We start from the raw sequence: 23,816 nt of genomic DNA, 5'->3' as shown, positions 1-23,816 counted from the left end.
GCCCGGAGAGGCCGCCATTCTCTGTGGCCGTGCCTGCTGCCTCTGTCGCGCAGGTGCATGGCGAGGGCCGCGTAGGGCATGAACAACGGTTTGCACCCCATTTTCTAAGAAAAAGTATCGTAAAACGATACCGGATGGCCTGCAGGTGGCCACTGTTACGGTTCAATGCAGACACGCAAGTTACGTCTGGGCACCATTCGTTCCGTGTTCAACCAACGCCCTCCGGGCACCACAGCAATGTCTTCTTCTCCCATCGTTGTTCAGCGTGACACCAAGGCCTGGCAGCTGCAGGTGTGGGTCTCGTTCGGCATCGCGGTTTTTCTGTGCGCCGTGGGCCTGGCATGGCTGCCGGGCGAGCAGCTGGAGCAGGCGTTCATGGTGATGGGATATGTGTTCTGCCTCTCGGCCGCGTTTGTGCTGGCCAAGTTTGTGCGAGACAGCGAAAGCGCCTCGCGCCGTGGCGGTGGTGACACCCCCATGTGGAAGCTGGTGGTGTGGGGTGGATTTGCGGTGGCCATGGGCCTGACGGGCTGGGGCCTGCTGAGCATGGACATCAACGTGACCTACAAGGCGTTTCTGGGCGTGAGCTGGCTGTACCTCATCACCACCGCCTTTACGCTCGCCAAGATGCTGCGCGACCACCACGAGGCCGACCTGCTCGAAGCCCGCCTGCAAGGCCGCCGCGAAGCGGCCCACGCTGCCGCCCAGAGCAGCAACGTGAACTGATCGCACCCGGTGTGCGCAGGCGGCAATCCGCCGCCCTTCTGGACGAATTTCTTTCTGGTTCTTTCTGGTCTTTCGACCCGGTCTGGTCCGCACCTTGGGGGTGTGGGCGGGCCGTACCCCGAGGAGTGAATGATGATGAATGCCGTGTTTTCTTCGTGGGGCTCTGCCGCCCGCCTGCCCCGCGCCCTGCTGGCGGCTGGGGTGGTGTGTGTGGCCCTGGTGGCCGCTGCACCGGCCCGTGCGCAGAGCGAGGCTTCTGCCGTGCTGTCGATGTTGCCCGTGGCCTCGGTGGTGGGCACGGCGTCGGTGGCCTCGGCGGCCGCCGGTGCGGTCGTGACGGTGCCGGCGGCGTTGTCGGTGGGCGGCGCGGTGCTGACGGTGCGGGCGGTGGAGGCCTCGGCCGTGGGCACGGTGTACTTGCTGGAGCGCGCCTCGGACGGTGCGCAGGTCAGTGTGGAGGTGATCGGCCGCGGTGTGGCGGGCTCGACCTACGCGGTGGGCACGGTGGTCACCTGCAGTGTGATCGGTACGGGCGTGATCCTGTCGGCAGCGGGTGAGGCCATTGCCTTCGTACCCAATGCCATCGGCCGTGCGCTGCTGCACAACGAGCGCCTGTGAGGAGCAGCGCGATGATGAAAGCCCTGAACCTTGGCCGCGACCCCGCACAGCGCATCCCTGCCGTGGTGGGCATGGTGTTCTTCGCTGGGGCCGCGCTGCTGGCAGCCACCCCGGCCCATGCGGGCCGCTCTTGCGAATCGCGCAAGCCTGTACCGCCACAGGTGATCGAGCGCGGCATGAAGCTGGCCGAGCAAACCTCGGCAGCGCTCGATGCCGAGCACGCCAAGTCGGGTGTGCAAGTGGTGGCCCTGGCCCGTGCGGGGCAGGACCTCTCCAAGTACGGCCTGCGCTATTCACACTTTGGCTGGGCCTACAAGACAGCCGAAGGCCCGTGGCGCGTGGCGCACAAGCTCAACGAATGTGGCACTGCGGTGGGCCACTTGTACCGCCAGGGCCTGGGCGAATTCTTTCTGGACGACCTGTGGCGCTACGAGGCCGTGTACGCCGTGCCCACGCCCGAGGTGCAGCAGCGACTGCTGGCGGTGCTGCAGGACAAGGGCCGCACCAAGACGCTGCAGCACCCGCCCTATAGCATGGTCAGCTACGCGTGGGGCCGCAAATACCAGCAGTCCAACCAATGGGCGCTGGAGACCCTGGCGATGGCCATGGAGCCCGCCACCGTGCGCTCGCGCGACCAAGCGCAGGCTTGGCTGCAGTTCAAGGGGTATGAGCCCACCACGCTCAGGCTGGGCCCGCTCACGCGCATGGGCGGGCGGGTCGGGTCGGCCAACATTGCGTTTGACGACCATCCGAACGAAAAACGGTTCTCGGACCGCATCGAGACTGTGACCGTCGACTCGGTGCTGGCCTGGATGCAGCGCACCCAGCTGGCAGCCGCACCGGTGGTGCTGGCGATCAAAAATTGAATCAAAATGCCAGCAGGCGCAATCAATATATGCGCTAGTAGCTATAAAAAGAAGAGCATTTGCCGGTGCGCTACCGCGCGCACCCAAACCCGGCGCACAGCGCCACCGAGGAGAAGAACATGAGCAAGTCCCTGAGACTGTCCGAAAAATGGTTCCGTCGTGGCCTGTGGCTGGTAGCGCTGGTGTTTGCCAGCTTCCTCATCGGGCTGGGCGGCACCATCGTGGGCGATCTGCCCAAGGTCGAGACCCCGCTGCGGGTGGACGACTTTCTGGACAAAACCGCAGCCGACAAGCTGCGCGCCGAGGTCAAAACAGCACGCCAGGCCGAGCAGGACGCGCAGACCGCGCTGGAGCAGGCCCAGCTGCAGCGCAGCAAGGTGCGCAGCGAGGTGCAGGCCGAGCGGGAGAGCTTCAACAACTGGCTGTCCACGCGCAGCGCCACGCAGCGGGCGGACCAGGACCCCGAGGTGATCGCGCGCACCCAGGCGCTCGATGCCCTCAAGCTGGTGGAGCGCAAAGCCCAGCAGGCGGTGGAGACGCAGCAGCAGGCCGCCCTCGATGCCCGCCAGGCGGCAGCCGCCCGGCAGGAGCAGCTCAACCAGATGGAGTCTGACGGCTATGTGAAGCTCGCCGCCGAGCGCCGCAAGGTCGAGCTGCGCGTGTTCCTGTACCGCCTGGCCCTCACGCTGCCGCTGCTGGCCGCCGCCGGCTGGCTGTTCGTCAAGAAGCGCAAGAGCACCTACTGGCCGTTTGTGTGGGGCTTCATCTTCTTTGCGCTGTTTGCCTTCTTTGTGGAGCTGGTGCCCTACCTGCCCAGCTACGGCGGCTACGTGCGCTACGTGGTGGGCATTGCCGTGACCGCTGTGGTGGGGCGCTATGCCATTCAGGCGCTCAACCGCTACCTGGAGCGCCAGAAGCTGGCCGAGGCCCTGCCCGACCAGGAGCGCCGCAAGGAGCTGAGCTATGACGTGGCCCTGGCCCGTCTGGCCAAGAGCGTGTGCCCCGGCTGCGAGCGGCCCGTGGACCTGAAGAACGAGAAGATCGACTTTTGCCCGCACTGCGGCATCGGCCTGTTCGACCACTGCGGCCACTGCAACACCCGCAAGAGCGCGTTCGCACGGTTTTGCCACGCCTGCGGCACCGGGGCGGGTGTGAAGCTGGCGCAGGAGTGAGGCAGGCTGCGCTGGGGCCAATGCGGGGCTTGGCCTAGCCCACCATCACCCGGTTGCGCCCCTCGGCCTTCGCGCGGTACAGGGCTGTGTCGGCGGCCAGCAGCAGGGTGTCCATGTCGGCATCTGCGCCCAGGGTGGCGCTGTGCACCAGGCCAATGCTGACGGTGGCCCGCTGGGGGCCGCCCTGCGTCGCATCCAGCGCCTGTCGTTCCACGGCGCCGCGCACCCGCTCGGCAATGGCCTGGGCCTCGGTGGGGGACACGCCGGGCAACACGGCGGCAAACTCTTCGCCCCCCATGCGGCCCAGCACGTCGTCGGCGCGCAGCGCGCGCGCCATGGTCTGCGCAATGCTGACCAGCAGCCGGTCCCCCGCGCCGTGTCCGTGCTGGTCGTTCACCTGTTTGAAGTGGTCCACGTCCACCATCATCACCGCCAGCCCGGTGGATTCGCGCTGGTAGCGCTCCAGCAGGCGATCGCCCTGTTTGAGCAGTGCGCGGCGGGCCAGCACACCCGTCAGGTCGTCATGGCGCACGGCATGGTGCAGGCGGCGCAGCGCCTCGGCGCGTGCCGCGCTGGCGCAGGCCACGGCCAGCGGCCCCAGCGCCAGCAGCGTGACCCCCACGCGCAGCGAGAACACGTCGCCCGCATGGGCCGGTGTGAAATTGAGGACACCGGTGGCCACACCCGCCATGGTCCACAGGCACACCACCAGGGACAGCAGGCCGGAGGTGAAGGCGCTGTAGCTCAGCGCACACCACAGCAGCCCCGGCACGACAAAAGCCAGCATGCCGGGCCCGCCGATGAGCGTGCGGATGCCCTCGGCCAGCACCAGCGAACTGACGGGTGCGAGGCGCCAGAATAGGGGGGTGTCCTGGGTGTGCGAGGGGGGATCTGCCGCCCGCGGTGCCGCCAGCACCACAGGCACGATGAGCATGTAGTTCATCAGCTCGGTGCTGAACCACAGGGACAACAGGTCCGTCCACGGGGAGTCGAAATACACCGGCGCCGCGCCACAACCCACCAGTGCGCCCACCGCGCTGGCGACCAAGGCTGCCAGCAGCAGGTACAGCGCCGCTGCCGTGCTTTGCAGCCGCAGGATGCGTTCGTCCAGCCCCCGCAGCACCAGCCAGCCGGCCGTGGCGCCCAGCAGGTTGGCGGCATTGAGCCACAGGGCCATGCCCCAGGCACTGCCAGTCACCAGGTCGGCCGCCACATAGCCCACTGCGGCCGCCACCCAGGCGGGCGGCCGCGCCAGTGAGGGGTAGCGCACCAGCAGCCCCAGCAGCAGCGCGTTGGCAGGCCAGAACGCCGACAAAAAGCCGATGGGCCGCGCAAAGATGCCCACCAGGCAGGCGGCAAAGATCAGCAGTGCCAGGGCGGCCCAGGCCACGGCCGGAGGAACGGTCCGGGTGGGGGCAAAGAGGCGGGGCAGGGTGGGCGGCATGTCAGTGACAGGGGCGAGGGGGCGGGCGGGTCCCGATTGTCCGTGGTGTCAGGGCGTGCCCAGCAGCAGGGCTACCAACTCGCCCGTGCTGGTGGCACCCAGCTTGCGCATGATCCGCCCCCGGTGGGCCTCCACCGTGCGGTGGCTGATGTTCAGGTGGCGCGCGATCTGCTTGCTGGTGGCGCCGGTCACGATGTGCTGGGCGACCTCGCGCTCGCGGACCGTGAGCGGCGTGCTGACCACGCGGCGGTGCGAGATGTCCTCGAACATCCACACCGCGCGCGCAAATGGGTCGGCACGGTCCAGCGTGCGGCCCACCACATGGCACCAGAACAGAGTGCCGTCGCGGCGTCGCATGACGCGCTCGTCGCCGTAGCTGCCGGTGTCCATCATGGCCGGAAGGCCCAGGTTGCCGGTGTGGGTGAACTCGTCCAGAGATGGGTACAGCGGCGCCAGCGGCTGGCCCAGCAGCTCGGCCTGCTCATAGCCAAACATGCGTGCAAAAGCGTCGTTGCAGATTTCGATGCGGCGCTCGCGCGTGACGCACATGCCCACGGGGGCGAGGTTGAAGGCCAGTTCCAGCGCTTCATTCAGGGGAGCGGGCGGGGTCGCAGGCATGGGGCGGATTTTGCAGCAGCCCCTGCGGGCCACCGGGGCAGGGCCAGGTGGTCAGCGCCTGCGCCAGCGCAGCCGCCACTGCCGCCGGATCACCCGCGCCACGCGCCAGGCCCACGACGCGCGGGCGCGCTCCAGCACGGCGTGCTTGAGTTGCATCCAGTGCGCGTGGGTCCAGGCAAACCAGCGCAATTGCATGAGCGCAGGCTGGGTGAGGGTGAACAGCCGCGCCACCACCGCCGTGCCCACCACCTTGGCCAGCACGATCACCAGCATGCCCAGCACCACATGCCCGCGCCCGATGGCCCAGAGCGCCAGCAGCTTGATGGGCAGCAGCAGGGCCGTGGGCAGCGCAAACAGGGCCACCGCCGCCCAGGGCGGCAGGGAGCGCACCCAGCCTTCGATCCAGCGCAGCCCCGGCCAGCGGCCGATGCGCGCCAGCAGGCGCTGCAATGGCTCCCAGCCCCATTCCTCGAACAGGATCAGCAGCGCCAGCAGGCCGCTGCCCAGGCCCGTGAGGGCCCGCAGGGGCCAATGCAGCAGGTGACGCAGGAGTTTTGGAATGATGGGGGCCCGATGCGCTAGTGGATCATGCCTGAAATGCTATACAAAACATAGCAATCTGGCGGAGGGCGAATCTGCCGCTCACACGCCGCGCGCCCGGTCGGCCTTGAACTGCGCGCGGAACTGGGCAAAGGTGCCTGCCTCCAGCGACTCGCGCACCTCGCGCATCAGGTTCAGGTAGTAGTGCAGGTTGTGCACGGTGGTGAGCATGGGGCCCAGCATCTCGCCGCAGCGGTCCAGGTGGTGCAGGTAGGCACGTGAGAAGCCTTCACGCCCGCCGTCGTCCCACGACACGCCCGAGCTGCCTGCACAGGCATAGCAGGTGCAGCTGGTGTCCATCGGCTTGTGGTCGGCCTTGTGGCGGGCGTTGCGGATCTTCAGGTCGCCAAAGCGCGTGAACATGGTGCCGTTGCGTGCGTTGCGGGTGGGCATCACGCAGTCGAACATGTCCACGCCGTCGGCCACGCCCTGCACTAGGTCTTCGGGCGTGCCCACGCCCATCAGGTAGCGCGGCTTGTGTGCGGGCAGGCGGTGGGGCGTGTGGGCCATGATGTCCAGCATCTCGTCCTTGGGCTCACCCACGCTCACGCCGCCCACGGCGTAGCCGGGGAAGTCCATCTCGACCAGGCGCTCCAGCGACTCCTGGCGCAGGTGCTTGAACATACCGCCCTGCACGATGCCGAAGAGCGCGTTGGGGTTTTGCAGCCGCTGGAACTCATCGCGCGAACGCTGGGCCCAGCGCAGGCTCATCTCCATGCTCTTGCGCGCCTCGGCCTCGGTGGTGAGGTGGCCCTTGGTTTCGTACGGCGTGCACTCGTCGAGCTGCATCACGATGTCGGAGTTGAGCGTGGTCTGGATCTGCATGCTCACCTCGGGCGACATGAAGAGCTTGTCGCCGTTGACGGGGCTGGCAAAGGTCACGCCTTCTTCGGTGATCTTGCGCATGGCGCCCAGGCTCCAGACCTGGAAACCGCCCGAGTCGGTGAGGATGGGCTTGTCCCATTTTTCAAAGCCGTGCAGGCCGCCAAAGCTCTGCATCACGTCGAGCCCCGGGCGCATCCACAGGTGGAAGGTGTTGCCCAGGATGATCTGCGCGCCCATGTCGTGCAGGCTGCGCGGCATCACGCCCTTGACGGTGCCATAGGTGCCCACAGGCATGAAGATGGGGGTCTGCACCACGCCGTGGTTGAGCGTGAGCTGGCCACGGCGTGCGTGGCTGGTGGGATCGGTTTTGAGAAGGTCGAACTGCAGCATGATGGGGCGCATTGTCCCAGACGGGCCGGGCTGACCTGCCGCAAGGGATTGGACTGGCGCTGGCGGATGGCGTCGCTACACTGGTCTTCACTGACTCAAGGAGAACCCCATGCTCAAGATCCTCATCGCCGTGGACGGCTCTGAACTCTCCCTGGACGGCGTGCACCACGCGCTGGCGCTGGTGCGCCAGGGGCTCCAGGCCACGATGGTGCTGGCCAATGTGCAAGAGCCCGCCACGCTGTACGAGCTGGTCACCACCCGCGACCCCGACCTGATCGCCGCCGCCAGCCTGGAGGCGGGCGAGCACCTAATGGCACCTGCCCGAGCGCTGCTCGATGCCGCCGGGGTGGCCTACGAAACCGATGTGGGCGTGGGCGACGTGGCGCACACGCTGGTGGACATGATCGAGCGCTCGGGCTGCGACATGGTCATCATCGGCGCCAAGGGGCAAGGCGCCATCACCAGCGCGCTGCTGGGCTCGGTGTCGCAGGAGGTGGCGCACGCGAGCCCGGTGCCCGTGACCATCGTCAAGCATGCGGAGGTGCTGGAGACCCAGGGAAGTGATGTGGCTGAGGATACGGAGGCCTGAGCCTTTTCAGTGCACGCGTCTGAAAAGAAAAGGGCCGCTGTGCGCGGCCCTGATCGAAATATTGGAAAAAATGTGCCGGGTTCAGGCGGCCTTGCGAAACGGCTCCGCAGGGCGCTGCAGCTTGCCATGGGGCAAGGTGGCCAGGCGCGAGAACATGCGGCGCACATAACCGCGCACCCACAGGCATTTGTTGAGCTCGTCCACGGGTAGCGGGCCCGACACCACCACGATGTCGTTGGCCACGTCCTGCGCCCCGGCGGCGCGCAGGCGGCGGCGCGTGTTGTTGGCCCACGACTGGATGCGCGTGGGGCTGCCATGCTGGTGCACCTCGCCCGTGTGCTTGTCGAACGCAATGGCCACGGTGTCGGTCTTGAGCTTGAAGCGGCGTTCACCCGTGACGGCGCTGGGCGCCTCGCGCATGTCATACAGGTAGTAGCTGCCTGCCTTGAGCTGGTATTGCATGTCCATGGGTGTGTTCCTCTCTCGGGGCATTGTCGAGGGGCACGCTGCAGGCGATGGCAGGTAAAACGGTGGGAAAGGGGCTCTTTTTGAACGCCTTCCGCAGAAGGCCACGCCGGTTTCTGTGCGCGTGCCATTGTGGCCGCGCGTCGGCGCCATCCGGAGAAACTTGAGGACGATGTCGTAACGAGTTGTGAGCAATGTCGGGTGCCCACTATTGGCATTGCCTGGCAAGGCACGTGGCCGTCGAAACTGGCACGCACCAGGCGAGGGCAGCCAAGCAAGGGCCGCCCCGCAGCGAGGGCTGCGTCCCCCTTCCCGAATGGCGCAGCCATTCGAGAGAAGGGGGAAGGCGCGCAGCGCCTCAGGGGGATGTCTCTGCTAAAAATCCACCAGACTCAACCCCACGCTGAACACCGTGCGCTTGCGGTTGTAGTCGATCATGCTGTCGCCGTAGCCGCTGAACAGCGAGGTGTGCAGGCGCAGGTTGCTCTTGCTGCCAAACAGGCCGGTGCCCAGGGCCTGCAGCCACTCCACGCGCACCGAGCCCCGATCGCTGCTGGCCAGGGTGTGGCGCACGGTGGCGCCCAGGGTGTTGTCCTTGTTCACGTTCCACAGCAGTGACAACTCGCCCCGGCCGATGTAGTCGCTGATGCCGGGGTTGTCGTCGCTGCCCGCGCTTTCGGGGATGCGCTTCCAGAGGCGGGCGTTCACGCTGAAGCGGTTGTCCAGCTCCACGCCGGTCATCAGGTAGGCGCGGTTCCAGCTGCGCGACAAGGGTTTGCTCTGGCCGTTGGACTGGTGCACCAGGCCGATGCCGCTGTAGCGCCACTTCCAGCCAAACGGCAGTTGCGCCGTGGTGGGGTACACGTACATCAGCTCGGGCTCGTGGTCGGTGGCGCGGAAGGGGCGCGAGATCTCGGGGGTGAACAGCTGCCAGTACGACTGCTGCGTGTAGCCAAACCACAGCGAGTCCTTGAGCGTGGGGTGGCCCTGGGTCAGCATGCCCTGGGCGATCTTGGTGCGCACGGACAGCTGGATGCGGTTTTCAGTGCGGCGGTACGGCGTGGAGTCGGTGGCCGAGTTGCCGTCGGCATCCGACGTGGGCTGGCGGTTCACGCTGCTCGATGCTACCACTGACACCGTGATCGGGCGGTAGCCGCGGAAGCTGAACGTGCCGCAGTCGGTGCCCGTCTCCAGCTCCCAGAAGCGGGAGAGGTCGCTGTACTGCGGGTCGCGGCAGCCTTCGGTGCGCGCCACGTCGATGATGCGCGTGGCGGGCAGCGTGGCGTCCACCGGCGGCGGCACTGCCGACGAAGATGTTGCGCCGCTGGCGTTGGCCGATGCCGCCGGGGCTTGCCACGCCTGCCCACCCGCAGGAGCCGCCTGCGCCTGCTCGGCCGCCCAGGCATCAAAGCAGGCCAGGCGCGCCTGGTTGTCGCTGGACAGGGCGGTGCAGCGGCGCAGGGCTGCGGCGCCGGTGGCTGCGGCAGGGGCTGATTGCGCCAGCGCCGCGCCAGCCGGTGCGAGGGCTGCCACCAGCAGCAAGGCCAGCGAGCGGTGCCGATGGGGTGCTGCGGGGACGCGCGTCACGGCGCTCATTGCCAGGCCGCCTGTTTGCGCAGCACAAACGGTGCTGACGGCGTGGTGGGGGTGGGGTGGGCGTTGTTCCATGTTCCGCGTATTTCCTTGCCGCAACTTCCATCGACCACCTGGCCTGTCCAGGTGGCGCTGATGTTGGTGCCGTTGATCGATTCTTCCAGGGTCAGGTCGCCGCCATCGACGTCACCACTGACCTGGGCGGTGGTGCCGCCGCGCACCACGGTGCCGCGCACGCTCTGTGCCAGCTCGGGGTGCGGGCCCAGTTGCAGCGTGGCCGTCGTGGGCTTGTCTCCCGGTGCCGGGGCCGGCAGCTCGGCGCGCCACTGGCCCTGCAGGTGTTGGTGGTCCATGTCTGCCGCCGTCGGGCATGCCGCGGTGGATTGTGGGCCTTTTTGGCCGATGGCGCTTGTAGGACAAGCGCTTATAGCTATCAAAAGCGCAGCAATGCCCCAGGCGCTGCGGCCACGGGGCAGGGCGGGGCGTGGGGTGGTATCAGTGGCGGGGTGTTGTGCCATGTGCGTACGCCCTCTCAAGCAGTCGGCGCCGGGTTGGCGGCCGCAGCGGCGTTGGCCGCCGTGGTGGCCTGGGCTTTGGCCGCAAACTCGGCGCGCAGGGCCTTGAGCTTTTCGCGCGGGTCTTCGCGGGCAGTGGTCTTGTCCAGGCCCATTTCGGCGATGAAGCGGCTGGGCTGTGCGGCCACCATTTCGCGGCCCTTCTTGCGGCGCTTGGTCCAGCTCACGGCGAGGGTGCGCTGGGCGCGTGTGATGCCCACGTACATCAGGCGGCGCTCTTCCTGCAGGCGCTGCAGCACGTCGTCGGTCACCTTCTGCTGGCGGCCTTCGTCGTCGTCCAGCTTGAAGGGCAGCATGCCCTCGGTCACACCCACCAGCACCACATGCGGCCACTCCAGCCCCTTGCTGGCGTGCAGGGTCGAGAGCGTGACCATGTCCTGCTCTTGCTCGCGCTCGCTGATGGTGGAGAGCAGCGCAATGGTCTGCGACACCTCCAGCAGGCTCTTGGTCTCCTTGGCCACCACGGCGCCTGCGGTGTCGTCGATTTGCCCGCCCGCGCGCTGGGCCATCCAGTCGCAGAACTCCATCACGTTGCTCCAGCGGGCGGCAGCCACCTTCTCGCTGTCCTCGTTGTCGTACAGGTGCTGCTCGTAGCCGATTTCCTTGAGCCATTCGTTCAAGAAGGTACGGGCCTCTTCGGCGCCGTGGGTGCGGCGCGCGCTGTACTCCAGGTAGTTGATGTAGCGGCCAAACTCGTGCAGCCCGTCCATGGCGCGCTTAGGCACCGCGGCCGGCAGCATGCCGTTGAACAGCGCGCCGAACATGCTCTGCTTGTGCTGGGTGGCAAACGCCCCCAGCGACGCCAGCGTGGTGTGACCGATGCCGCGCTTGGGCGTGGTGATGGCACGCAAAAACGCCGGGTCATCGTCGTTGTTGATCCACAGGCGGAACCACGCGCACAGGTCCTTGATTTCGGCGCGGTCAAAAAAGCTGGTGCCGCCTGACACCTTGTACGGCACGTTGGCTTTGCGCAGCGCTTTCTCGAAGGGCTTGGCCTGGTGGTTGGCGCGGTACAGGATGGCAAAGCTCTTCCAGTCCGGTGGCGGGTTGCTGGCCGCGCGCAGGCTCTGGATGCGGGCCACGGCGCGCTCGGCCTCGTGCTCCTCGTTGTCGGCATCGACCACGCGCACGGGCTCGCCTTCGCCCAGCTCGCTGAACAGCGTCTTGGGAAACAGCTTGGGGTTGGGCCCGATCACGTTGTTGGCCGCGCGCAGGATGGCGCTGGTGGAACGGTAGTTCTGCTCCAGCTTGATGACCTTGAGGTGCGGGAAGTCGATGGGCAGCTTTTTCAGGTTGTCGAGCGTCGCGCCTCGCCAGCCATAAATGCTCTGGTCATCATCGCCCACGGCGGTGAAGTGGCCGTTCTCCCCCACCAGCAGCTTGAGCAGCTCGTACTGCGTGGCATTGGTGTCCTGGTATTCGTCCACCAGCACATGGCCCAGCGACGCCTGCCACTTGGCGCGCACTTCCGGGAAGTCGCGCAGCAGGCGCAGCGGCATGCCGATCAGGTCGTCAAAGTCCACGCTCTGGTAGGCCGCCAGGCGCTCTTCGTAGCGCGCCATCAGCGTGGCGATGATGCGTTCGTTGTCGTCCGCCGCCTGGGCCAGGGCCTCTTCGGAGGTCAGGCCCATGTTCTTCCACTTGCTGATGACCCACTGCCACTGGCGCGCGGTGGCCATGTCGGTGGTGCCGCCCGAGGCTTCCTTCAGGATGCCCGTCACATCGTCGGCGTCGAGGATGCTGAACTGCGGCTTGAGGCCGAGCACCGCGCCGTCCTCGCGCACCATGCGCACACCCAGGGCGTGGAAGGTGCAGACCAGCACATCCTTGGCGCGGCGCCCGATCAGGCCCTTGGCGCGCTCGCGCATTTCGGCGGCCGCCTTGTTGGTGAAGGTGATGGCCGCAATGCGCTTGGGGTCCATGCCTTTTTCGATCATGTGGGCGATCTTTTGGGTGATCACCCGCGTCTTGCCTGAGCCCGCACCCGCCAGAACGAGGCAGGCCCCGTCGGTGTAGTGGACAGCCTGGAGCTGGGCGAGATTGAGACCGGCGGACATGGGAATGGGGCGGGGGGAATAAAGAGGCGAAGGGCCGGAGCGGGGCAGGGCCGGGGCAGATGCTTGCCACGGCGCAGTTGGTACACCGGGGGTGTGCAGCGCAAGGGCGCAATGATACCGGCGCGCCCCTGGCGGCGGCGCGGGGCATCGGCCGTCGCCCATGCGCGCGACGCCTGACGGCCTGCTGACGGGCCCGCCGCCGGAGCAGGGTGTGGCCCCCGTGCTCCGGGTAACCCCGCTAGGGGCTTTGTTTTCACAATTTGATACTGGTTGGCGAGTCCCTCCCGTTGTCGGGCGGGGTGTGTTGTGAACCGAGCACCGCCATGAACCCTGTTGATCTGCCTCCCGCCGCCTTGCCCGCCGCAGCTACCCGGCCGCGCTGCCGTCTGTTGCCGCCGCCCGTGTGGACGGCGCTGGTGGCTGCTGGTGCGATAGCGGGCGCGGCGGTGCTGCCGGGGCTGGCGCAGGCACAGATCGGCGGCAACACCCCCGTGCGCGTCGGCGTGGTGGGGCCTTTCACCGGGCCGTCGGCCGACTTTGGTGTGCCCATGCTCAACGGCATCAAGCTGGCGGTGGACGAAATCAACGCCGTGGGCGGCTACCTGGGTCGGCCGCTGGAGCTGGTGGTCAAGGACGACGCGGCCAACCCGGACCAGGGCCGCAAGGTGTCGCAGGAGCTGCTGGCCGAGAAGGTCGTCGCCACCATCGGCTTTTGCAACACCGGCGTGGCGATGAAGGCCATCGACCTGTTCCAGGACGCCAAGAGTCCGCTCATCGTGCCCTGCGCCACGGGCACGGCGGTCACCACCAAATACCCCTCTGCCGACAGCTACATCTTCCGCGTGCAGGCCCGCGACGCGCTGCAGGCCCCTTTTATGGTGGATGACATCGTCAAGCGGGGCTGGGACAAGGTGGCCATCTTTGCCGACAAGACCGGCTATGGCGAAGGTGGCTATACCGATGTGGTGGCGGCACTGGCGGCCAAGAACCTCAAGCCTGTGCACGTGGCCCGCTTCGACCTGGGCGTGAAGGACCTCACGGCCGAACTCGCAGCGGCGCGCAACGCGGGCGCCAATGTGGTCTACAGCTACACCGTGGGTCCGGAGAACGCGGTCATCGCCAACGGCAAGAAGGCGCTGGGCTGGAAGGTGCCCCAGGTGGGCGCCTGGCCGCTGTCGTTCCCGTTTTTCCTCGAAGGCGCCAAGGATGCGGCCGAGGGCGCGCTCATGGTGCAGACCTTCATCGCCGAGCCCAGCAACGAGCGCCGCGCGTCCTTCCTGTCGAGCTACACCCGCAAGTACCAGGGCAAGGTGGCCGTGCCCATGGCTGCGGCCAACGCCTACGACGCCACCTATCTGCTGATGTATTCGTTCCTAGGCATCCGTGACGGCAACCTGAACGGCAAGGCCATCAAGGAGTCGCTGGAAGGCAAGATGAAGACTTACTACGGTGTGGTCTCCACCTACGAAAAGCCGTTCAGCGTGCAGGACAAGGACGCCATCACCCGCAACATGCTGGTGATCGGGCAGGTGAAGAACGGCGCCATCACTTTTGCCTACCCCGAGGATGCCAAGCGCAACCTCATCATCCAGCGCAAGCAATAACAAAAAACGGTGCCTGCGCTCGCCACCCGCGAGCCCACCCACCTGACTTTGCGCTGACCACCCCGGGCGCTGCAGGCCCTGGCCGCAGGCGCAACAAGGACAATCGGGCTGTGCTGTCCGTCCTGCTCATCACCTTCCCCTTCTTTGCGCTGGTGCTCTGCGGCTACCTTGCCGCACGGCGCGGCGTGCTGCCGCAACCGGCAATCCCGGGGCTCAACGCCTTCGTGCTGTACTTTGCGCTGCCCTGCATGCTGTACCGCTTTGGCGCCAGCACGCCCATCGGGCAACTGCTGGACCCGGCCGTGGCGGGCGTCTATCTGCTGTGCGCGCTGGTCATGGTGGGAGCCACGGTGGCGCTCACGCGCAACGCGCGCATCGGCTGGAACGACGCGGCCTTTGGTGCGCTGGTGGCGGCCTTCCCCAACACCGGCTTCATGGGCGTGCCGCTGCTGGTGGCCCTCTTGGGCGCGCAGAGCGCGGGCCCGGCCATCGTCACCATCGTGGTGGACATGGTCATCACCAGCTCGCTGTGCATTGCGCTCTCGCGCCTGGATGGCGCAGGCACCCATGGCGTGGGCGTGGCGCTGAGGAACGCCTTCAGGGGCATGGCCACCAACCCCATGCCCTGGTCGATTGCGCTGGGCGCGCTGGCGTCGGCGCTGCAGTTCAAGCTGCCCGGTCCGGTGGACAAGACCATCGCCATGCTGGCCGACGCGGCCTCGCCGGTCGCGTTGTTCACCATCGGCGCGGTGCTGGCCCGCTCGCAGATGAACCAGCACGAGCAGGTCCCCGCGCGGGACTATGTGCCGGTGGCGCTGGCCAAGTTGCTGGTGCACCCGCTGCTGGTGTGGGGCGCAGGTACCGCGGCCATGGCGCTGGGGGTGCCGCTCACGCCGTTTGCGCTCACGGTGATGGTGCTGCTGGCGGCGCTGCCCAGCGCCAGCAACGTGTCGCTGCTGGCCGAGAAGTTTGGCGCCAACAACGGGCGGGTGGCGCGCATCATCCTGGTGTCCACCGCGCTGGCGTTTCTGAGCTTCTCTGCCGCCGTCGCGCTGCTGACCTGAGCCGCCAGGCTGCTGCGGTGCGGTGGGCTCAGGCCGCTGCAGGCGTCTTGCGCCCCACCAGGTATTGCACGCCCAGCATTCCGTAGAACTCCGAGTGCGGCTCTTCGGCCGCTAGGTGAAAGACATCACCCGCCTGGTACACGCGTTCTGACGTAGCCGTGGCGATGCGGATATCGCCCGACAGGATCAGCGCCTTGGCCTCGAACGGGTGCGTGTGATCGCCCAGCATGCCCCCGGCCTCGCGGGTCACGGTGACGGCGGGCTCAAAGCCCTCGCGGGCCAGTTCGTCTGCAAATTGTTCGGGGGTCATGGGGTCTCCTGCTGCGGTACGGGGCAGTGTAGGTGCGGGCTCAAAGCCAGGGTGGGGGCTCGGACTCTCAAAAATGATAGCTACCAGCGCATGATGTACGAGCGCTACAGCCGGATTTGCTTCATTTTTCATGCGGGGCTCGCGCGCCGGCGTTGTCCAGACAATGTGGCCGTGCCGCTGTGTTGCCGCTGCCTTGGCCTGCCTGTCGTTGCCTTCCTTAGATGGCAGCCTTGAGAAAACGATACGAAAAAACATTCGACACGGCATGCTTTTTGCGCCGACGATGCCACGTGGTCAATCCATGCCCACGAACGGACAACAACAGGAGATTCACTATGAGGAAGAGGAATATTGCGCTGTGGGCACTCACGCCCGTGGCCGTTGCGCTGGTGCTTTCGGGCTGCGGCAGTGGCTCGGACAACGACCTGGCCGTGGACAACAATGCCCAGAGCTGCTCGGTGGTGTCCAGCTCCGGCTCGGCCGTGGTGGTGGGCTCTGGCGTGGCGGGCGACCCGGCAGCGCCCGAGGCGGCATCGGGCTACCGCCTGGGCTACAAGGCCAAGCAGTCGAGCAAGTACATGGTGGTGGCCAACACCCCGCTGGCCACCAAGGCCGGCTGTGACGTGCTCAAGGCGGGCGGCACGGCGGTGGACGCTGCCGTGGCCGTGCAGGCCGTGCTGGGCCTGGTGGAGCCGCAGTCCAGCACGCTGGCGGGCAGCGCCTTCATGATGTATTACGACGCCAACACCAAGAAGGTCGTGGCTTACGACGGCCGCGAGACCGCGCCTGCTGCCGCCAATGGCTACTACCTGGTGCGCCAGGACCAGGGCGATGCCTCTTCCGCCGCGCCCGTGCCCAGCGCCCGGCGCAGCGGCCGCTCCATCGGCGTGCCCGGTGTGATGCGCATGCTGGACATGGCCCACAAGGAACACGGCAAGCTGGGCTGGGACAAGCTGTTCGACGAAGGCATCCAGCTGGCCACCAACGGCTACCGCATTCCGGGCCGCATGGGCGACGCCATCAAGGGCAACGCTGCCAGCCTGGCGCTGGACGCCAATGCGGTCGCCGCCTTCTTCAACGCCGACGGCACACCCAAGGCCACCGGCACCGTGACGACCAACCTGCCCTATGCACAGACGCTGCGCACGCTGGCCAGCGGCGGCGCCAATGCCCTGTACTCCGGCCCCCTGGCCGAAGCCATCGTAGCCAAGGCAGCCCAGGCGGTGGGTGACGATGCGGCCAAGACGCCCATCACCCCCAGCCTGATGACGGTGGCCGACCTCAAGAACTACCAGGCCAAAAAACGCGAGCCCGTGTGCACCACCTACCGCGCAAGCTACTACGTCTGCACCATGTCGCCACCGTCGTCGGGCGGTATCGCCATTGCGCAGGCGCTAGGCATTCTGGAGAACTTCGACCTTTCCAAATACGGCCCCACCAACCCCACCAACGAAGGCGGCGTACCCAGCGTGATGGGCGTGCACCTGGTGTCTGAGGCAGAGCGCCTGGCCTATGCCGACCGCGACAAGTACGTGGCCGACACTGACTTCATCCCCCTGCCCGGCAAGGGCGTGTCCACCATGCTGGACAAGGCCTACCTCAAGCAGCGCGCGGCACTGATTCAGCCGGACGGCAAGTCGCTGGGAACGGCCTCGGCAGGGGCGCTGGGCGATGTGCCTCTGGGCGTGGACAAGACGGTGGAGCGCGGCACGACGCACTTCTCCATCGTGGATGCCTACGGCAACGTGGTGTCGATGACCTCCACGGTCGAGTCCAGCATGGGCTCGTTCCACATGGTGGGCGGCTTTCTGCTGACTAACCAGCTCACCGACTTCTCGGCCCAGCCGGCTGACGGCGCCGGTGTGCCCATTGCCAACCGCGTGGCGCCCGGCAAACGCCCCCGCAGCACCATGGCGCCCACTCTGGTGTTCAAGGGCTCGGAGCCGGGTGATTTCGTGATGGCCACGGGCTCGCCCGGCGGCGGCACCATCATCCAGTACGTGCTCAAGACCGTGGTCGGTGCGGTGGACTGGAACCTCGATGCCCAGCAGGCCACATCGTTGGTGAACTTTGGCGCCACCAACAGCCCCACCACCAACGTGGATGGTGCCAACACGGCGCTGGACCTCACCGGCCTGATCGACGGCCTCAAGGCCAAGGGCCACACCGTGAACAACGCCGCGCAGTCGAGCGGCGTGTCTACCATCATGCGGGTCAACCGCAACGGCCAGACCCGGCTGGAGGGTGGGGTGGACCCCCGCCGTGAAGGCATCGTGCTGGGTGACGGCGCGCTGTAACCGGCGAACCACGCTCTGACGAGACGGGGCTGCGTTGAAAAGCGCAGCCCCCGTTGTGTATTGAGGCCGCTGCGTGGGCCTGCCGGTCGGACTTAGATGGCCAGCGGGTCCACGTCCACCAGCCAGCGGATCAGCCCCTTGTGCTCCGGCTGGCTGCGCGTGGCTTGCAATATCGGCTGCCACGCGGCCAGAAAGCGCTGGAGGGTGGCGCGGCTGCTGCTTTCCATCAGCATCTGGGCGCGCTCCACATTGGCAACGCGCTGGATCGTGAGCGGCACGGGCGGGAACAGGATCACCGTGCCATCGGGCAAACCCGGCAACTGCGCGGCGTGGGCGGCGGCGGTGGCTGCAGTCAGAAAGCCCTGGGCCACCTCCTGCGTGCGCGCATCGGCCCGCACCAGCGCCTGGTACGAGAACGGGGGCATGGCGGCCTCTTCGCGCTCCTTGAGCTGCTGGGCGGCAAAGGCTTCGTAGTCGTGCTTGCGCAGCGCCTCGAACACGGCGTGCTGGGGGTGAAAGCTCTGCACCCACATCTCGGGCTGCGTGCCGTGCACCGCTTGGGCGGCCATGTAGGCAGCGTCGCGCCCGGCGCGGCCCGCCGCCTGCATCAGCAGGGCAAACAGTCGTTCGGCGGCGCGGAAGTCGCTGCTGAACAGCGCGCCATCGGGCTGCACCGCAGCCACCAGCGTGATCCGCCGAAAGTCGTGCCCCTTGGCAATCATCTGCGTGCCCACCAGCACATCCACTTCGCCCGAATGCACCTGTGCCAGTTGGGCTTCCAGTGCGCCCTTGGCTTTGGTGGTGTCGGCGTCGATGCGGGCGATGCGGGCGGGCGTGCGGTCGGGCCGCAGCACCTCCCGCAACAGGGTGCCCAGCTGCTCCTCCAGTTGCTCGGTGCCCTTGCCCATGGGGTGGATGTCGGGGCTGCCGCAGGTCGGGCAGTGAAACGGCACGCGCACCGTGTAGCCGCAGTGGTGGCAGCGCAGGGTGCGGTCGGTCTTGTGGAACACCTGGTGCGCGCTGCAGTGCGGACAGTCGCTCTTCCAGCCGCAGTCCACGCAGTGCAGCACGGGCGCGTAGCCCCGGCGGTTCAGCAGGATCATGCTCTGCTCGCCGCGCGCCACGCGTTCGGTAATGGCCTGCAGCAGCGGCGCGCTGAACACGGTGCGGCGGGGCTGCTGGTTCATGTCTACCCGGCGCACACGGGCGAGGGCCCCGGCGCCGATGCGGCTGGGCATGTGCAGGCGCACGTAGCGGCCGCCCTCGGGGTCTTCGGCCGTGGGCGGGCGGCTGGCGTGCCAGCTCTCCAGCGAAGGCGTGGCCGAGCCCAGGACCACCTTCGCGCCCTGCTCGCGCCCGCGCCAGATGGCCAGGTCACGGGCCGAGTAGCGCGCGCCTTCTTGCTGCTTGTAGCTGGGGTCGTGCTCCTCATCCACCACGATGAGCTTCAACCCCGGCAGGCTGGCGAACACCGCCATGCGCGTGCCCAGCACGATGCGCGCGCTGCCGCCATGGGCGGCCAGCCAGCTGGCCAGGCGTTGCGGGTTCGTCATGCCGCTGTGCAGCGACACCACGGCGCCGGGGCCAAAGCGCGGCGCAAAGCGGCCTGCAAACCGCTCCTCCAGCTGGGGCGTGAGGTTGATCTCGGGCACCATGACCAGCGCCTGGGCGGTGGGATCGGCCTCCAGCATCTCTTGCACGCAGCGCAGATACACCTCGGTCTTGCCGCTGCCCGTGCTGCCAAACAGCAGGAAGGGCCCTCTTTCTGCAGAAATTCGGGCTCTGGCGCTTTCCTGTTCTGCGGTGAGTGCTATGTTTTCGATAGTAAATGAGGCGTCTCCAGCGCCCCTGGCCGGGCGCCGCAGCCGCCGCGCCAACTGCTCGGGGCGCAGGTCGCGTAACTGGGGGGGCAGGGCGGCCAGCGCCACCTCGCCCAAGGCGCGCTGGTAGTAGCGCGCCGCAAACCCCACCAGCCGGCGCCACGGCGCATCCAGGGGGGGGACACCCTCCAGCACGCCGGCAATGGGGCGCAGGGTGGCGCCATCGGGCAGCTCGCCAGGGGCCTCGTCGGCATCCCACACCACGCCCAGCACCTCGCGTGTGCCCAGGGGCACACGCACCAACGCACCTGGAGGGAGCGGGTGCTCACTGGCGTAGCTCAGCAGGTCGCCGACGCCACTGTGGGAAGGCGTTTGCAGGGCAACGTGGACGATGGCGAAAGGGATTGACACAAGCTATGAGACAAGAAGAAGGCTTAGTGCGGGTTGTGGATGTGATCTGGAGGTTTAGCGGCTAAGTGCTTGATTTGCCGTGGGTGTGTGAGTAATCCCGAATTTCTGTGGATAACTTTGTTGACATCCTGCCCGGACCACCGTCCAAGCCGCATGAATACTGGCTGCGAACAGATTGCCCGGAAATACGGCACCCCAAAAAAATCGTTATGAATCAATCATCTGAAGAAATTTGCCGCCGATTTTTGTGCTATGCCGTGCCGGCGGCTTTATGTTGCGCTGCATCACGAATTGTGTGCATAAGTCGGACACCCGGACTTCGTCAAGAGGACAGGTAGCCCCTTTTTGTGCTAGTGGCGTGGTTTCATGTTCATGCATTTCTTCGATATGGGCTGCAAGTGATTGATTTGACAGGGTATTTGTAAGAAATTCAGAATTCCTGTGGATAACTTTGTTGATATCCCTTGGGTTTGCCCCGCAAGTCTTTGTCAATCCGTGCTTTGGCTGGATTGCCTATCAAAAAGGCAGGGGCTTTAAATTCATACAAATCAACCACTTAGCGATTGGGCAAGGATATTTGGCGAGCCCCGGTCTGAAGCCGAAAGGGGCGGGCGGATGCTCCAGTTTTGTGCATAAGTGCGCCTGGCGCGCCGCCTCGGCCGGAGGTAAACGCTCTCGGATTGTCGCAGGGGCCGCTGTGGCGCCCTACCCAGGTGCAAGCCAGAGGATGATGACCGGGCAGGGGCAATGGTGGGGAGAGGGGGCGGGCGGCGGGTGGCTGCCAGGGCCGGAGTGTGCTTGCACCCAGGGCGGGCCTGGGAAGGGAGCGCATGCCGCCAGAGAGGATGGCGGGCTCTTACCGCTGTCTGGTCCCTGCGATCAGCGCTGGCGCTGCGCGCGCGAGTGGCTGTGCACTGCTTCCACAAGGGCTGCCACATGCTCTGGCGGCGTGAACTGGCTGATGCCGTGGCCCAGGTTGAAGATGTGCGTGGGACCCGTGGTGGTTCGGTCGGTGTGCGGCGTGCCGAAGCTGTCGAGCACGGCGTGCACCTGCGTGATGATCTGCGCGGGGGGCGCAAACAGCACGTTGGGGTCGATATTGCCTTGCAAGGCCTTGCCGGGGCCGCCCGCCGTGCCACCCACGATGGTGCGCGCCTTGCCCAGGTTGGCCGTCCAGTCCAGCCCCAGCACCTCGCAGTCGATGTCTTTCATGTCTTCCAGCCAGATACCGCCGCCCTTGGTGAAGACAATGCGCGGCACGTCGGTGCCATCCACGCCGGTGCGCTTGAGTTGCGCCAGCACACGCTTGGTGTACGCCAGGCTGAATTCCTGGAACGCGCCATCGGCCAGCACGCCGCCCCAGCTGTCAAAAATCATCACCGCCTGGGCGCCCGCGTCGATCTGGGCGTTGAGGTACGCGGCCACGCTGTCGGCATTCACGGCCAGGATGCGGTGCATCAGGTCGGGGCGGCTGTACATCAGCGTCTTGACCAGGCGGTAGTCGTCGCTGCCCTTGCCCTCGACCATGTAGCAGGCCAGCGTCCAGGGGCTGCCCGAAAAGCCGATCAGCGGTACGCGGCCGTTGAGTGCCTTGCGGATGCTGGTGACGGCGTCGAACACGTAGCGCAGCTTGTCCATGTCGGGCACGGCCAGTTCATTCACCGCAGCCTCGTCGCGCACCACTTTGGCAAAGCGCGGGCCCTCGCCCTCGGCAAACGACAGGCCCAGGCCCATGGCGTCGGGCACGGTGAGGATGTCACTGAACAGGATGGCCGCGTCGAGCGGGAAACGCTCCAGCGGCTGCAGAGTCACTTCGGTGGAGTAATCCACATTGGTGGCCAGGCCCATGAAGCTGCCCGCCTGGGCGCGTGTGGCCTTGTACTCCGGCAGATAGCGCCCCGCCTGGCGCATCAGCCACAGGGGCGTGTAGTCAGTGGCCTGGCGGCGGCAGGCGCGCAGGAAGGTGTCGTTGGCAAGAGGGGCGAAGGTCATTCCGCAATTGTCGCAGGCCGACTGCCAGCCTTGGCACCCGACCTGGCGGTAGAAATTGACGCGCATCAAGTTGGTGCGCCTGCGGAACCGGCTTTGCCGGGCCGCCGGATGCATCCCCTTTGGGAAAAGCGGCGCAGCCGCTCAGGGAGGCGTCACCTTTCAGCGATGTAGTGCGACATGCGTACCACCTCGCCCGGCGCCAGAAACGTCCGCACCTCGGTCTCCAGGGCTTGGTCGGCCATGGTCGCGCGGGCGCGCTGGTGCAGGTAGTCGGCCCAGGATTCGACGATGAAGCGCTCCACATAGCGCGAGGGCTCGCCCAGGTCCTTGTACACGCGCCAGAAGGTGGCGCCGTCACGGCGGCGCGGGGCCTTCATGCGGCTGATGGTGTCGAGGAAGGCGGCGTCGGTGCCGGGGGCGATGCGGTAGCCCACCTCCACGGCCACGGGGCCTGCTTCGGGCAGGGGCTCGGCTTCGATGAACAGTTCATCCCAGGGCGTGGCCTGGGTCACCTCGTGCAGCGCACCCATGCGCAGCGGCATGGGGCGGGCCAGCAGCAGGCCCACGCCCATGAGCGCGGCGGCCACACACAGCGTGGGCGTGAGGCCCAGGATGTCCGACGCAGCGCCCCAGAACGCCGAGCCCATCGCAAACGCACCCAGCGCCGCCACCATGTGCATGGCCACGGCGCGTGAGCGCACCCACTGCGGCGCGCTGGCCTGCGTGGCGGTGTTGAAGGTGGACATGGCCGACATCCAGGCCGCGCCTGCAAACAGCATGGCGATGTAGACCACCCAGGTAATGTGGGTGAGTGCCGCCACCAGCATGGCGATGCCAAACACGACGCCGCCCACGCCTACGATGACTTCCATGCCAAAGCGTGCGCGCAGCCGCCCCAGCACCAGACCCACGCCCACGGCGCCCGTGCCCAGGCAGCCCATGAGCAGGCCAAAGCCCTGGGCGCCTGTGCCCAACCGCTGGGCGATCACGGGCAGCAACGCCCACAAGGCCGAGCCCGCTGCGCTGAAAGCCATCACGCGCACCAGCTGCGCCAGAATCATGCGCGAGTGCCATGCAAACCGCAGGCCGCTGAGCGTGCCGCCCCACAGCCGCTCGGCGGGCAGCTTGGAGGGCGGGTGCGCTTTGGGCGGCCAGCGGCGGATCGACTCCCACATCACCAGCGTCGTGGTCACCGTGACGGCAAACACCCAGCCCGCGCCCAGCTGCGCAAACACCAGCCCTGCCATCGTGGGCCCCACCGCGCGCGCGGCGTTGTAGGCAATGCTCACGGCGGTGATGGCCTGAGGCCATTCGTCACGCGGCACCGGGTCGATGACTGAGGAGTTCCAGGCGGGTGTGAGCACCGCTGTGCAGCAGCCGCAGACGAACACCAAAAACAGCACCGAGGCCGACCCGCCCCAGCCGCCCAGCACCAGCAGCGTGAGCAGTGCACTGGCCCCCGCCTGCGCCAGCAGTGCGCCAGAGATCAGGCGCCGCCGGTCGGTGGTGTCGGCCAGCACGCCGGCGGGCAGAGCCAGCAGGAACATGGGCATGAACACAGCGGTCTGCACCAGCGCGGCCAGAAAGGACGAGCCCGTCAGCTCCACCATGAGCCAGGCGGCTGCCATGGTCTGCATGCCACTGCCCACAAAAAAGATGCCGCCACAAATCCACAGGCCCCGGAACGCGGGTTGGCGCAGGGGGCTCCACAAAGAGGTCGAGTGCTGGGACATGAGGGATGGCGTAGGGTGTGCGTGGGTCGTTGTGGGACAAGGGGAGC

General features: G+C 67.0%; 20 protein-coding genes. 8 read left to right on the top strand and 12 right to left on the bottom strand.

All coding sequences use genetic code 11. The features are described from left to right. Nucleotides 1-237 precede the first annotated feature (237 nt). The 4 genes from C8C99_RS12505 to C8C99_RS12490 all read left to right on the top strand — a co-directional run bounded on the left by C8C99_RS12505 (nucleotide 238) and on the right by C8C99_RS12490 (nucleotide 3,382). Nucleotides 238-726, top strand: coding sequence for a YiaA/YiaB family inner membrane protein (locus tag C8C99_RS12505; protein ID WP_056648063.1), 489 nt, complete (start codon nucleotides 238-240; stop codon nucleotides 724-726). Between the two features lie 132 nt (nucleotides 727-858). Further along, on the top strand, nucleotides 859-1,344 hold the full coding sequence (locus C8C99_RS12500; RefSeq protein WP_369818085.1) for a hypothetical protein: 486 nt from the start codon (nucleotides 859-861) through the stop codon (nucleotides 1,342-1,344). A gap of 14 nt (nucleotides 1,345-1,358) precedes the next feature. Beyond that, complete coding sequence (locus tag C8C99_RS12495) at nucleotides 1,359-2,210, top strand: DUF2145 domain-containing protein (protein WP_082576982.1); 852 nt, start codon at nucleotides 1,359-1,361, stop codon at nucleotides 2,208-2,210. Nucleotides 2,211-2,329: 119 nt separating this feature from the next. Further along, nucleotides 2,330-3,382 (top strand): zinc ribbon domain-containing protein, encoded by a 1,053-nt coding sequence (locus tag C8C99_RS12490; protein WP_108627145.1) that lies wholly within the window; start codon nucleotides 2,330-2,332, stop codon nucleotides 3,380-3,382. 34 nt (nucleotides 3,383-3,416) lie between these two features. Here the strand turns inward: C8C99_RS12490 and C8C99_RS12485 are convergent, their stop codons facing one another. From C8C99_RS12485 to tgt, 4 genes are all read right to left on the bottom strand, one after another. After that, entirely contained in the window at nucleotides 3,417-4,826 is a 1,410-nt protein-coding gene (locus C8C99_RS12485; RefSeq protein WP_108625922.1) for a diguanylate cyclase, read from the bottom strand. A 48-nt stretch (nucleotides 4,827-4,874) separates the two neighbouring features. Continuing rightward, nucleotides 4,875-5,444, bottom strand: coding sequence for a PAS and helix-turn-helix domain-containing protein (locus C8C99_RS12480; protein WP_056648071.1), 570 nt, complete (start codon nucleotides 5,442-5,444; stop codon nucleotides 4,875-4,877). 51 nt (nucleotides 5,445-5,495) lie between these two features. Further along, nucleotides 5,496-5,894 (bottom strand): hypothetical protein, encoded by a 399-nt coding sequence (locus C8C99_RS12475; protein WP_108625921.1) that lies wholly within the window; start codon nucleotides 5,892-5,894, stop codon nucleotides 5,496-5,498. Between the two features lie 192 nt (nucleotides 5,895-6,086). Further along, nucleotides 6,087-7,259: a tRNA guanosine(34) transglycosylase Tgt gene (gene tgt / locus C8C99_RS12470; RefSeq protein WP_108627144.1), complete on the bottom strand. Its 1,173-nt coding sequence runs from the start codon at nucleotides 7,257-7,259 to the stop codon at nucleotides 6,087-6,089. Between the two features lie 109 nt (nucleotides 7,260-7,368). Between tgt and C8C99_RS12465 the strand changes: the two genes are divergently transcribed. After that, the gene (locus C8C99_RS12465) at nucleotides 7,369-7,848 is read left to right on the top strand and encodes a universal stress protein (protein ID WP_056648077.1); all 480 of its coding nucleotides are present in this window, start codon (nucleotides 7,369-7,371) and stop codon (nucleotides 7,846-7,848) included. Nucleotides 7,849-7,929: 81 nt separating this feature from the next. On the opposite strand, the gene C8C99_RS12460 is transcribed toward C8C99_RS12465, so the two are convergent. The 4 genes from C8C99_RS12460 to C8C99_RS12445 form a co-directional block, all read right to left on the bottom strand. Next, a complete protein-coding gene (locus tag C8C99_RS12460; protein WP_108625920.1) occupies nucleotides 7,930-8,316 on the bottom strand; it encodes a hypothetical protein in 387 nt (128 codons plus the stop codon). Between the two features lie 372 nt (nucleotides 8,317-8,688). After that, complete coding sequence (locus C8C99_RS12455) at nucleotides 8,689-9,909, bottom strand: phospholipase A (RefSeq protein ID WP_108625919.1); 1,221 nt, start codon at nucleotides 9,907-9,909, stop codon at nucleotides 8,689-8,691. Beyond that, the gene (locus C8C99_RS12450; protein WP_233247214.1) at nucleotides 9,906-10,259 is read right to left on the bottom strand and encodes a hypothetical protein; all 354 of its coding nucleotides are present in this window, start codon (nucleotides 10,257-10,259) and stop codon (nucleotides 9,906-9,908) included. The genes C8C99_RS12455 and C8C99_RS12450 overlap by 4 nt, the downstream gene beginning before the upstream one ends. A 179-nt stretch (nucleotides 10,260-10,438) precedes the next feature. After that, entirely contained in the window at nucleotides 10,439-12,538 is a 2,100-nt protein-coding gene (locus C8C99_RS12445) for an ATP-dependent helicase (protein ID WP_108625918.1), read from the bottom strand. 323 nt (nucleotides 12,539-12,861) lie between these two features. Here C8C99_RS12445 and C8C99_RS12440 point away from each other — a divergent pair, with 323 nt between their 5' ends. After that, complete coding sequence (locus tag C8C99_RS12440) at nucleotides 12,862-14,142, top strand: ABC transporter substrate-binding protein (protein ID WP_108625917.1); 1,281 nt, start codon at nucleotides 12,862-12,864, stop codon at nucleotides 14,140-14,142. Between the two features lie 110 nt (nucleotides 14,143-14,252). Continuing rightward, entirely contained in the window at nucleotides 14,253-15,206 is a 954-nt protein-coding gene (locus C8C99_RS12435; RefSeq protein WP_056648088.1) for an AEC family transporter, read from the top strand. 28 nt (nucleotides 15,207-15,234) lie between these two features. Here the strand turns inward: C8C99_RS12435 and C8C99_RS12430 are convergent, their stop codons facing one another. Then, complete coding sequence (locus tag C8C99_RS12430; protein ID WP_108625916.1) at nucleotides 15,235-15,516, bottom strand: cupin domain-containing protein; 282 nt, start codon at nucleotides 15,514-15,516, stop codon at nucleotides 15,235-15,237. 335 nt (nucleotides 15,517-15,851) lie between these two features. Here C8C99_RS12430 and C8C99_RS12425 point away from each other — a divergent pair, with 335 nt between their 5' ends. Next, on the top strand, nucleotides 15,852-17,813 hold the full coding sequence (locus tag C8C99_RS12425; protein ID WP_108625915.1) for a gamma-glutamyltransferase family protein: 1,962 nt from the start codon (nucleotides 15,852-15,854) through the stop codon (nucleotides 17,811-17,813). Between the two features lie 92 nt (nucleotides 17,814-17,905). Here C8C99_RS12425 and priA read toward each other — a convergent pair whose 3' ends face one another. The 3 genes from priA to C8C99_RS12410 all read right to left on the bottom strand — a co-directional run bounded on the left by priA (nucleotide 17,906) and on the right by C8C99_RS12410 (nucleotide 23,769). Further along, entirely contained in the window at nucleotides 17,906-20,038 is a 2,133-nt protein-coding gene (gene priA, locus C8C99_RS12420; RefSeq protein ID WP_056648386.1) for a primosomal protein N', read from the bottom strand. Nucleotides 20,039-20,923: 885 nt separating this feature from the next. Continuing rightward, nucleotides 20,924-22,036: a uroporphyrinogen decarboxylase gene (gene hemE, locus C8C99_RS12415; protein ID WP_108625914.1), complete on the bottom strand. Its 1,113-nt coding sequence runs from the start codon at nucleotides 22,034-22,036 to the stop codon at nucleotides 20,924-20,926. A gap of 152 nt (nucleotides 22,037-22,188) precedes the next feature. Then, nucleotides 22,189-23,769, bottom strand: a complete 1,581-nt coding sequence (locus C8C99_RS12410; RefSeq protein ID WP_108625913.1) for an MFS transporter — start codon at nucleotides 23,767-23,769, stop codon at nucleotides 22,189-22,191. Nucleotides 23,770-23,816 lie beyond the last annotated feature (47 nt).

Source organism: Acidovorax sp. 107 (assembly GCF_003058055.1).
Classification (GTDB): domain Bacteria; phylum Pseudomonadota; class Gammaproteobacteria; order Burkholderiales; family Burkholderiaceae_C; genus Acidovorax.
This window is presented reverse-complemented; position numbering and strand designations above follow the sequence as displayed.

Excerpts from the sequence above, each read along its gene's own strand:
- C8C99_RS12505 (WP_056648063.1), top strand. The coding sequence starts at position 238 with ATGTCTTCTTCTCCCATCGTTGTTCAGCGTGACACCAAGGCCTGGCAG.
- C8C99_RS12500 (WP_369818085.1), top strand. The coding sequence starts at position 859 with ATGATGAATGCCGTGTTTTCTTCGTGGGGCTCTGCCGCCCGCCTGCCC.
- C8C99_RS12495 (WP_082576982.1), top strand. The coding sequence starts at position 1,359 with ATGAAAGCCCTGAACCTTGGCCGCGACCCCGCACAGCGCATCCCTGCC.
- C8C99_RS12490 (WP_108627145.1), top strand. The coding sequence starts at position 2,330 with ATGAGCAAGTCCCTGAGACTGTCCGAAAAATGGTTCCGTCGTGGCCTG.
- C8C99_RS12485 (WP_108625922.1), bottom strand. The coding sequence starts at position 4,826 with ATGCCGCCCACCCTGCCCCGCCTCTTTGCCCCCACCCGGACCGTTCCT.
- C8C99_RS12480 (WP_056648071.1), bottom strand. The coding sequence starts at position 5,444 with ATGCCTGCGACCCCGCCCGCTCCCCTGAATGAAGCGCTGGAACTGGCC.
- tgt (WP_108627144.1), bottom strand. The coding sequence starts at position 7,259 with ATGCTGCAGTTCGACCTTCTCAAAACCGATCCCACCAGCCACGCACGC.
- C8C99_RS12465 (WP_056648077.1), top strand. The coding sequence starts at position 7,369 with ATGCTCAAGATCCTCATCGCCGTGGACGGCTCTGAACTCTCCCTGGAC.
- C8C99_RS12460 (WP_108625920.1), bottom strand. The coding sequence starts at position 8,316 with ATGGACATGCAATACCAGCTCAAGGCAGGCAGCTACTACCTGTATGAC.
- C8C99_RS12455 (WP_108625919.1), bottom strand. The coding sequence starts at position 9,909 with ATGAGCGCCGTGACGCGCGTCCCCGCAGCACCCCATCGGCACCGCTCG.
- C8C99_RS12450 (WP_233247214.1), bottom strand. The coding sequence starts at position 10,259 with ATGGACCACCAACACCTGCAGGGCCAGTGGCGCGCCGAGCTGCCGGCC.
- C8C99_RS12445 (WP_108625918.1), bottom strand. The coding sequence starts at position 12,538 with ATGTCCGCCGGTCTCAATCTCGCCCAGCTCCAGGCTGTCCACTACACC.
- C8C99_RS12440 (WP_108625917.1), top strand. The coding sequence starts at position 12,862 with ATGAACCCTGTTGATCTGCCTCCCGCCGCCTTGCCCGCCGCAGCTACC.
- C8C99_RS12430 (WP_108625916.1), bottom strand. The coding sequence starts at position 15,516 with ATGACCCCCGAACAATTTGCAGACGAACTGGCCCGCGAGGGCTTTGAG.
- C8C99_RS12425 (WP_108625915.1), top strand. The coding sequence starts at position 15,852 with ATGAGGAAGAGGAATATTGCGCTGTGGGCACTCACGCCCGTGGCCGTT.
- hemE (WP_108625914.1), bottom strand. The coding sequence starts at position 22,036 with ATGACCTTCGCCCCTCTTGCCAACGACACCTTCCTGCGCGCCTGCCGC.
- C8C99_RS12410 (WP_108625913.1), bottom strand. The coding sequence starts at position 23,769 with ATGTCCCAGCACTCGACCTCTTTGTGGAGCCCCCTGCGCCAACCCGCG.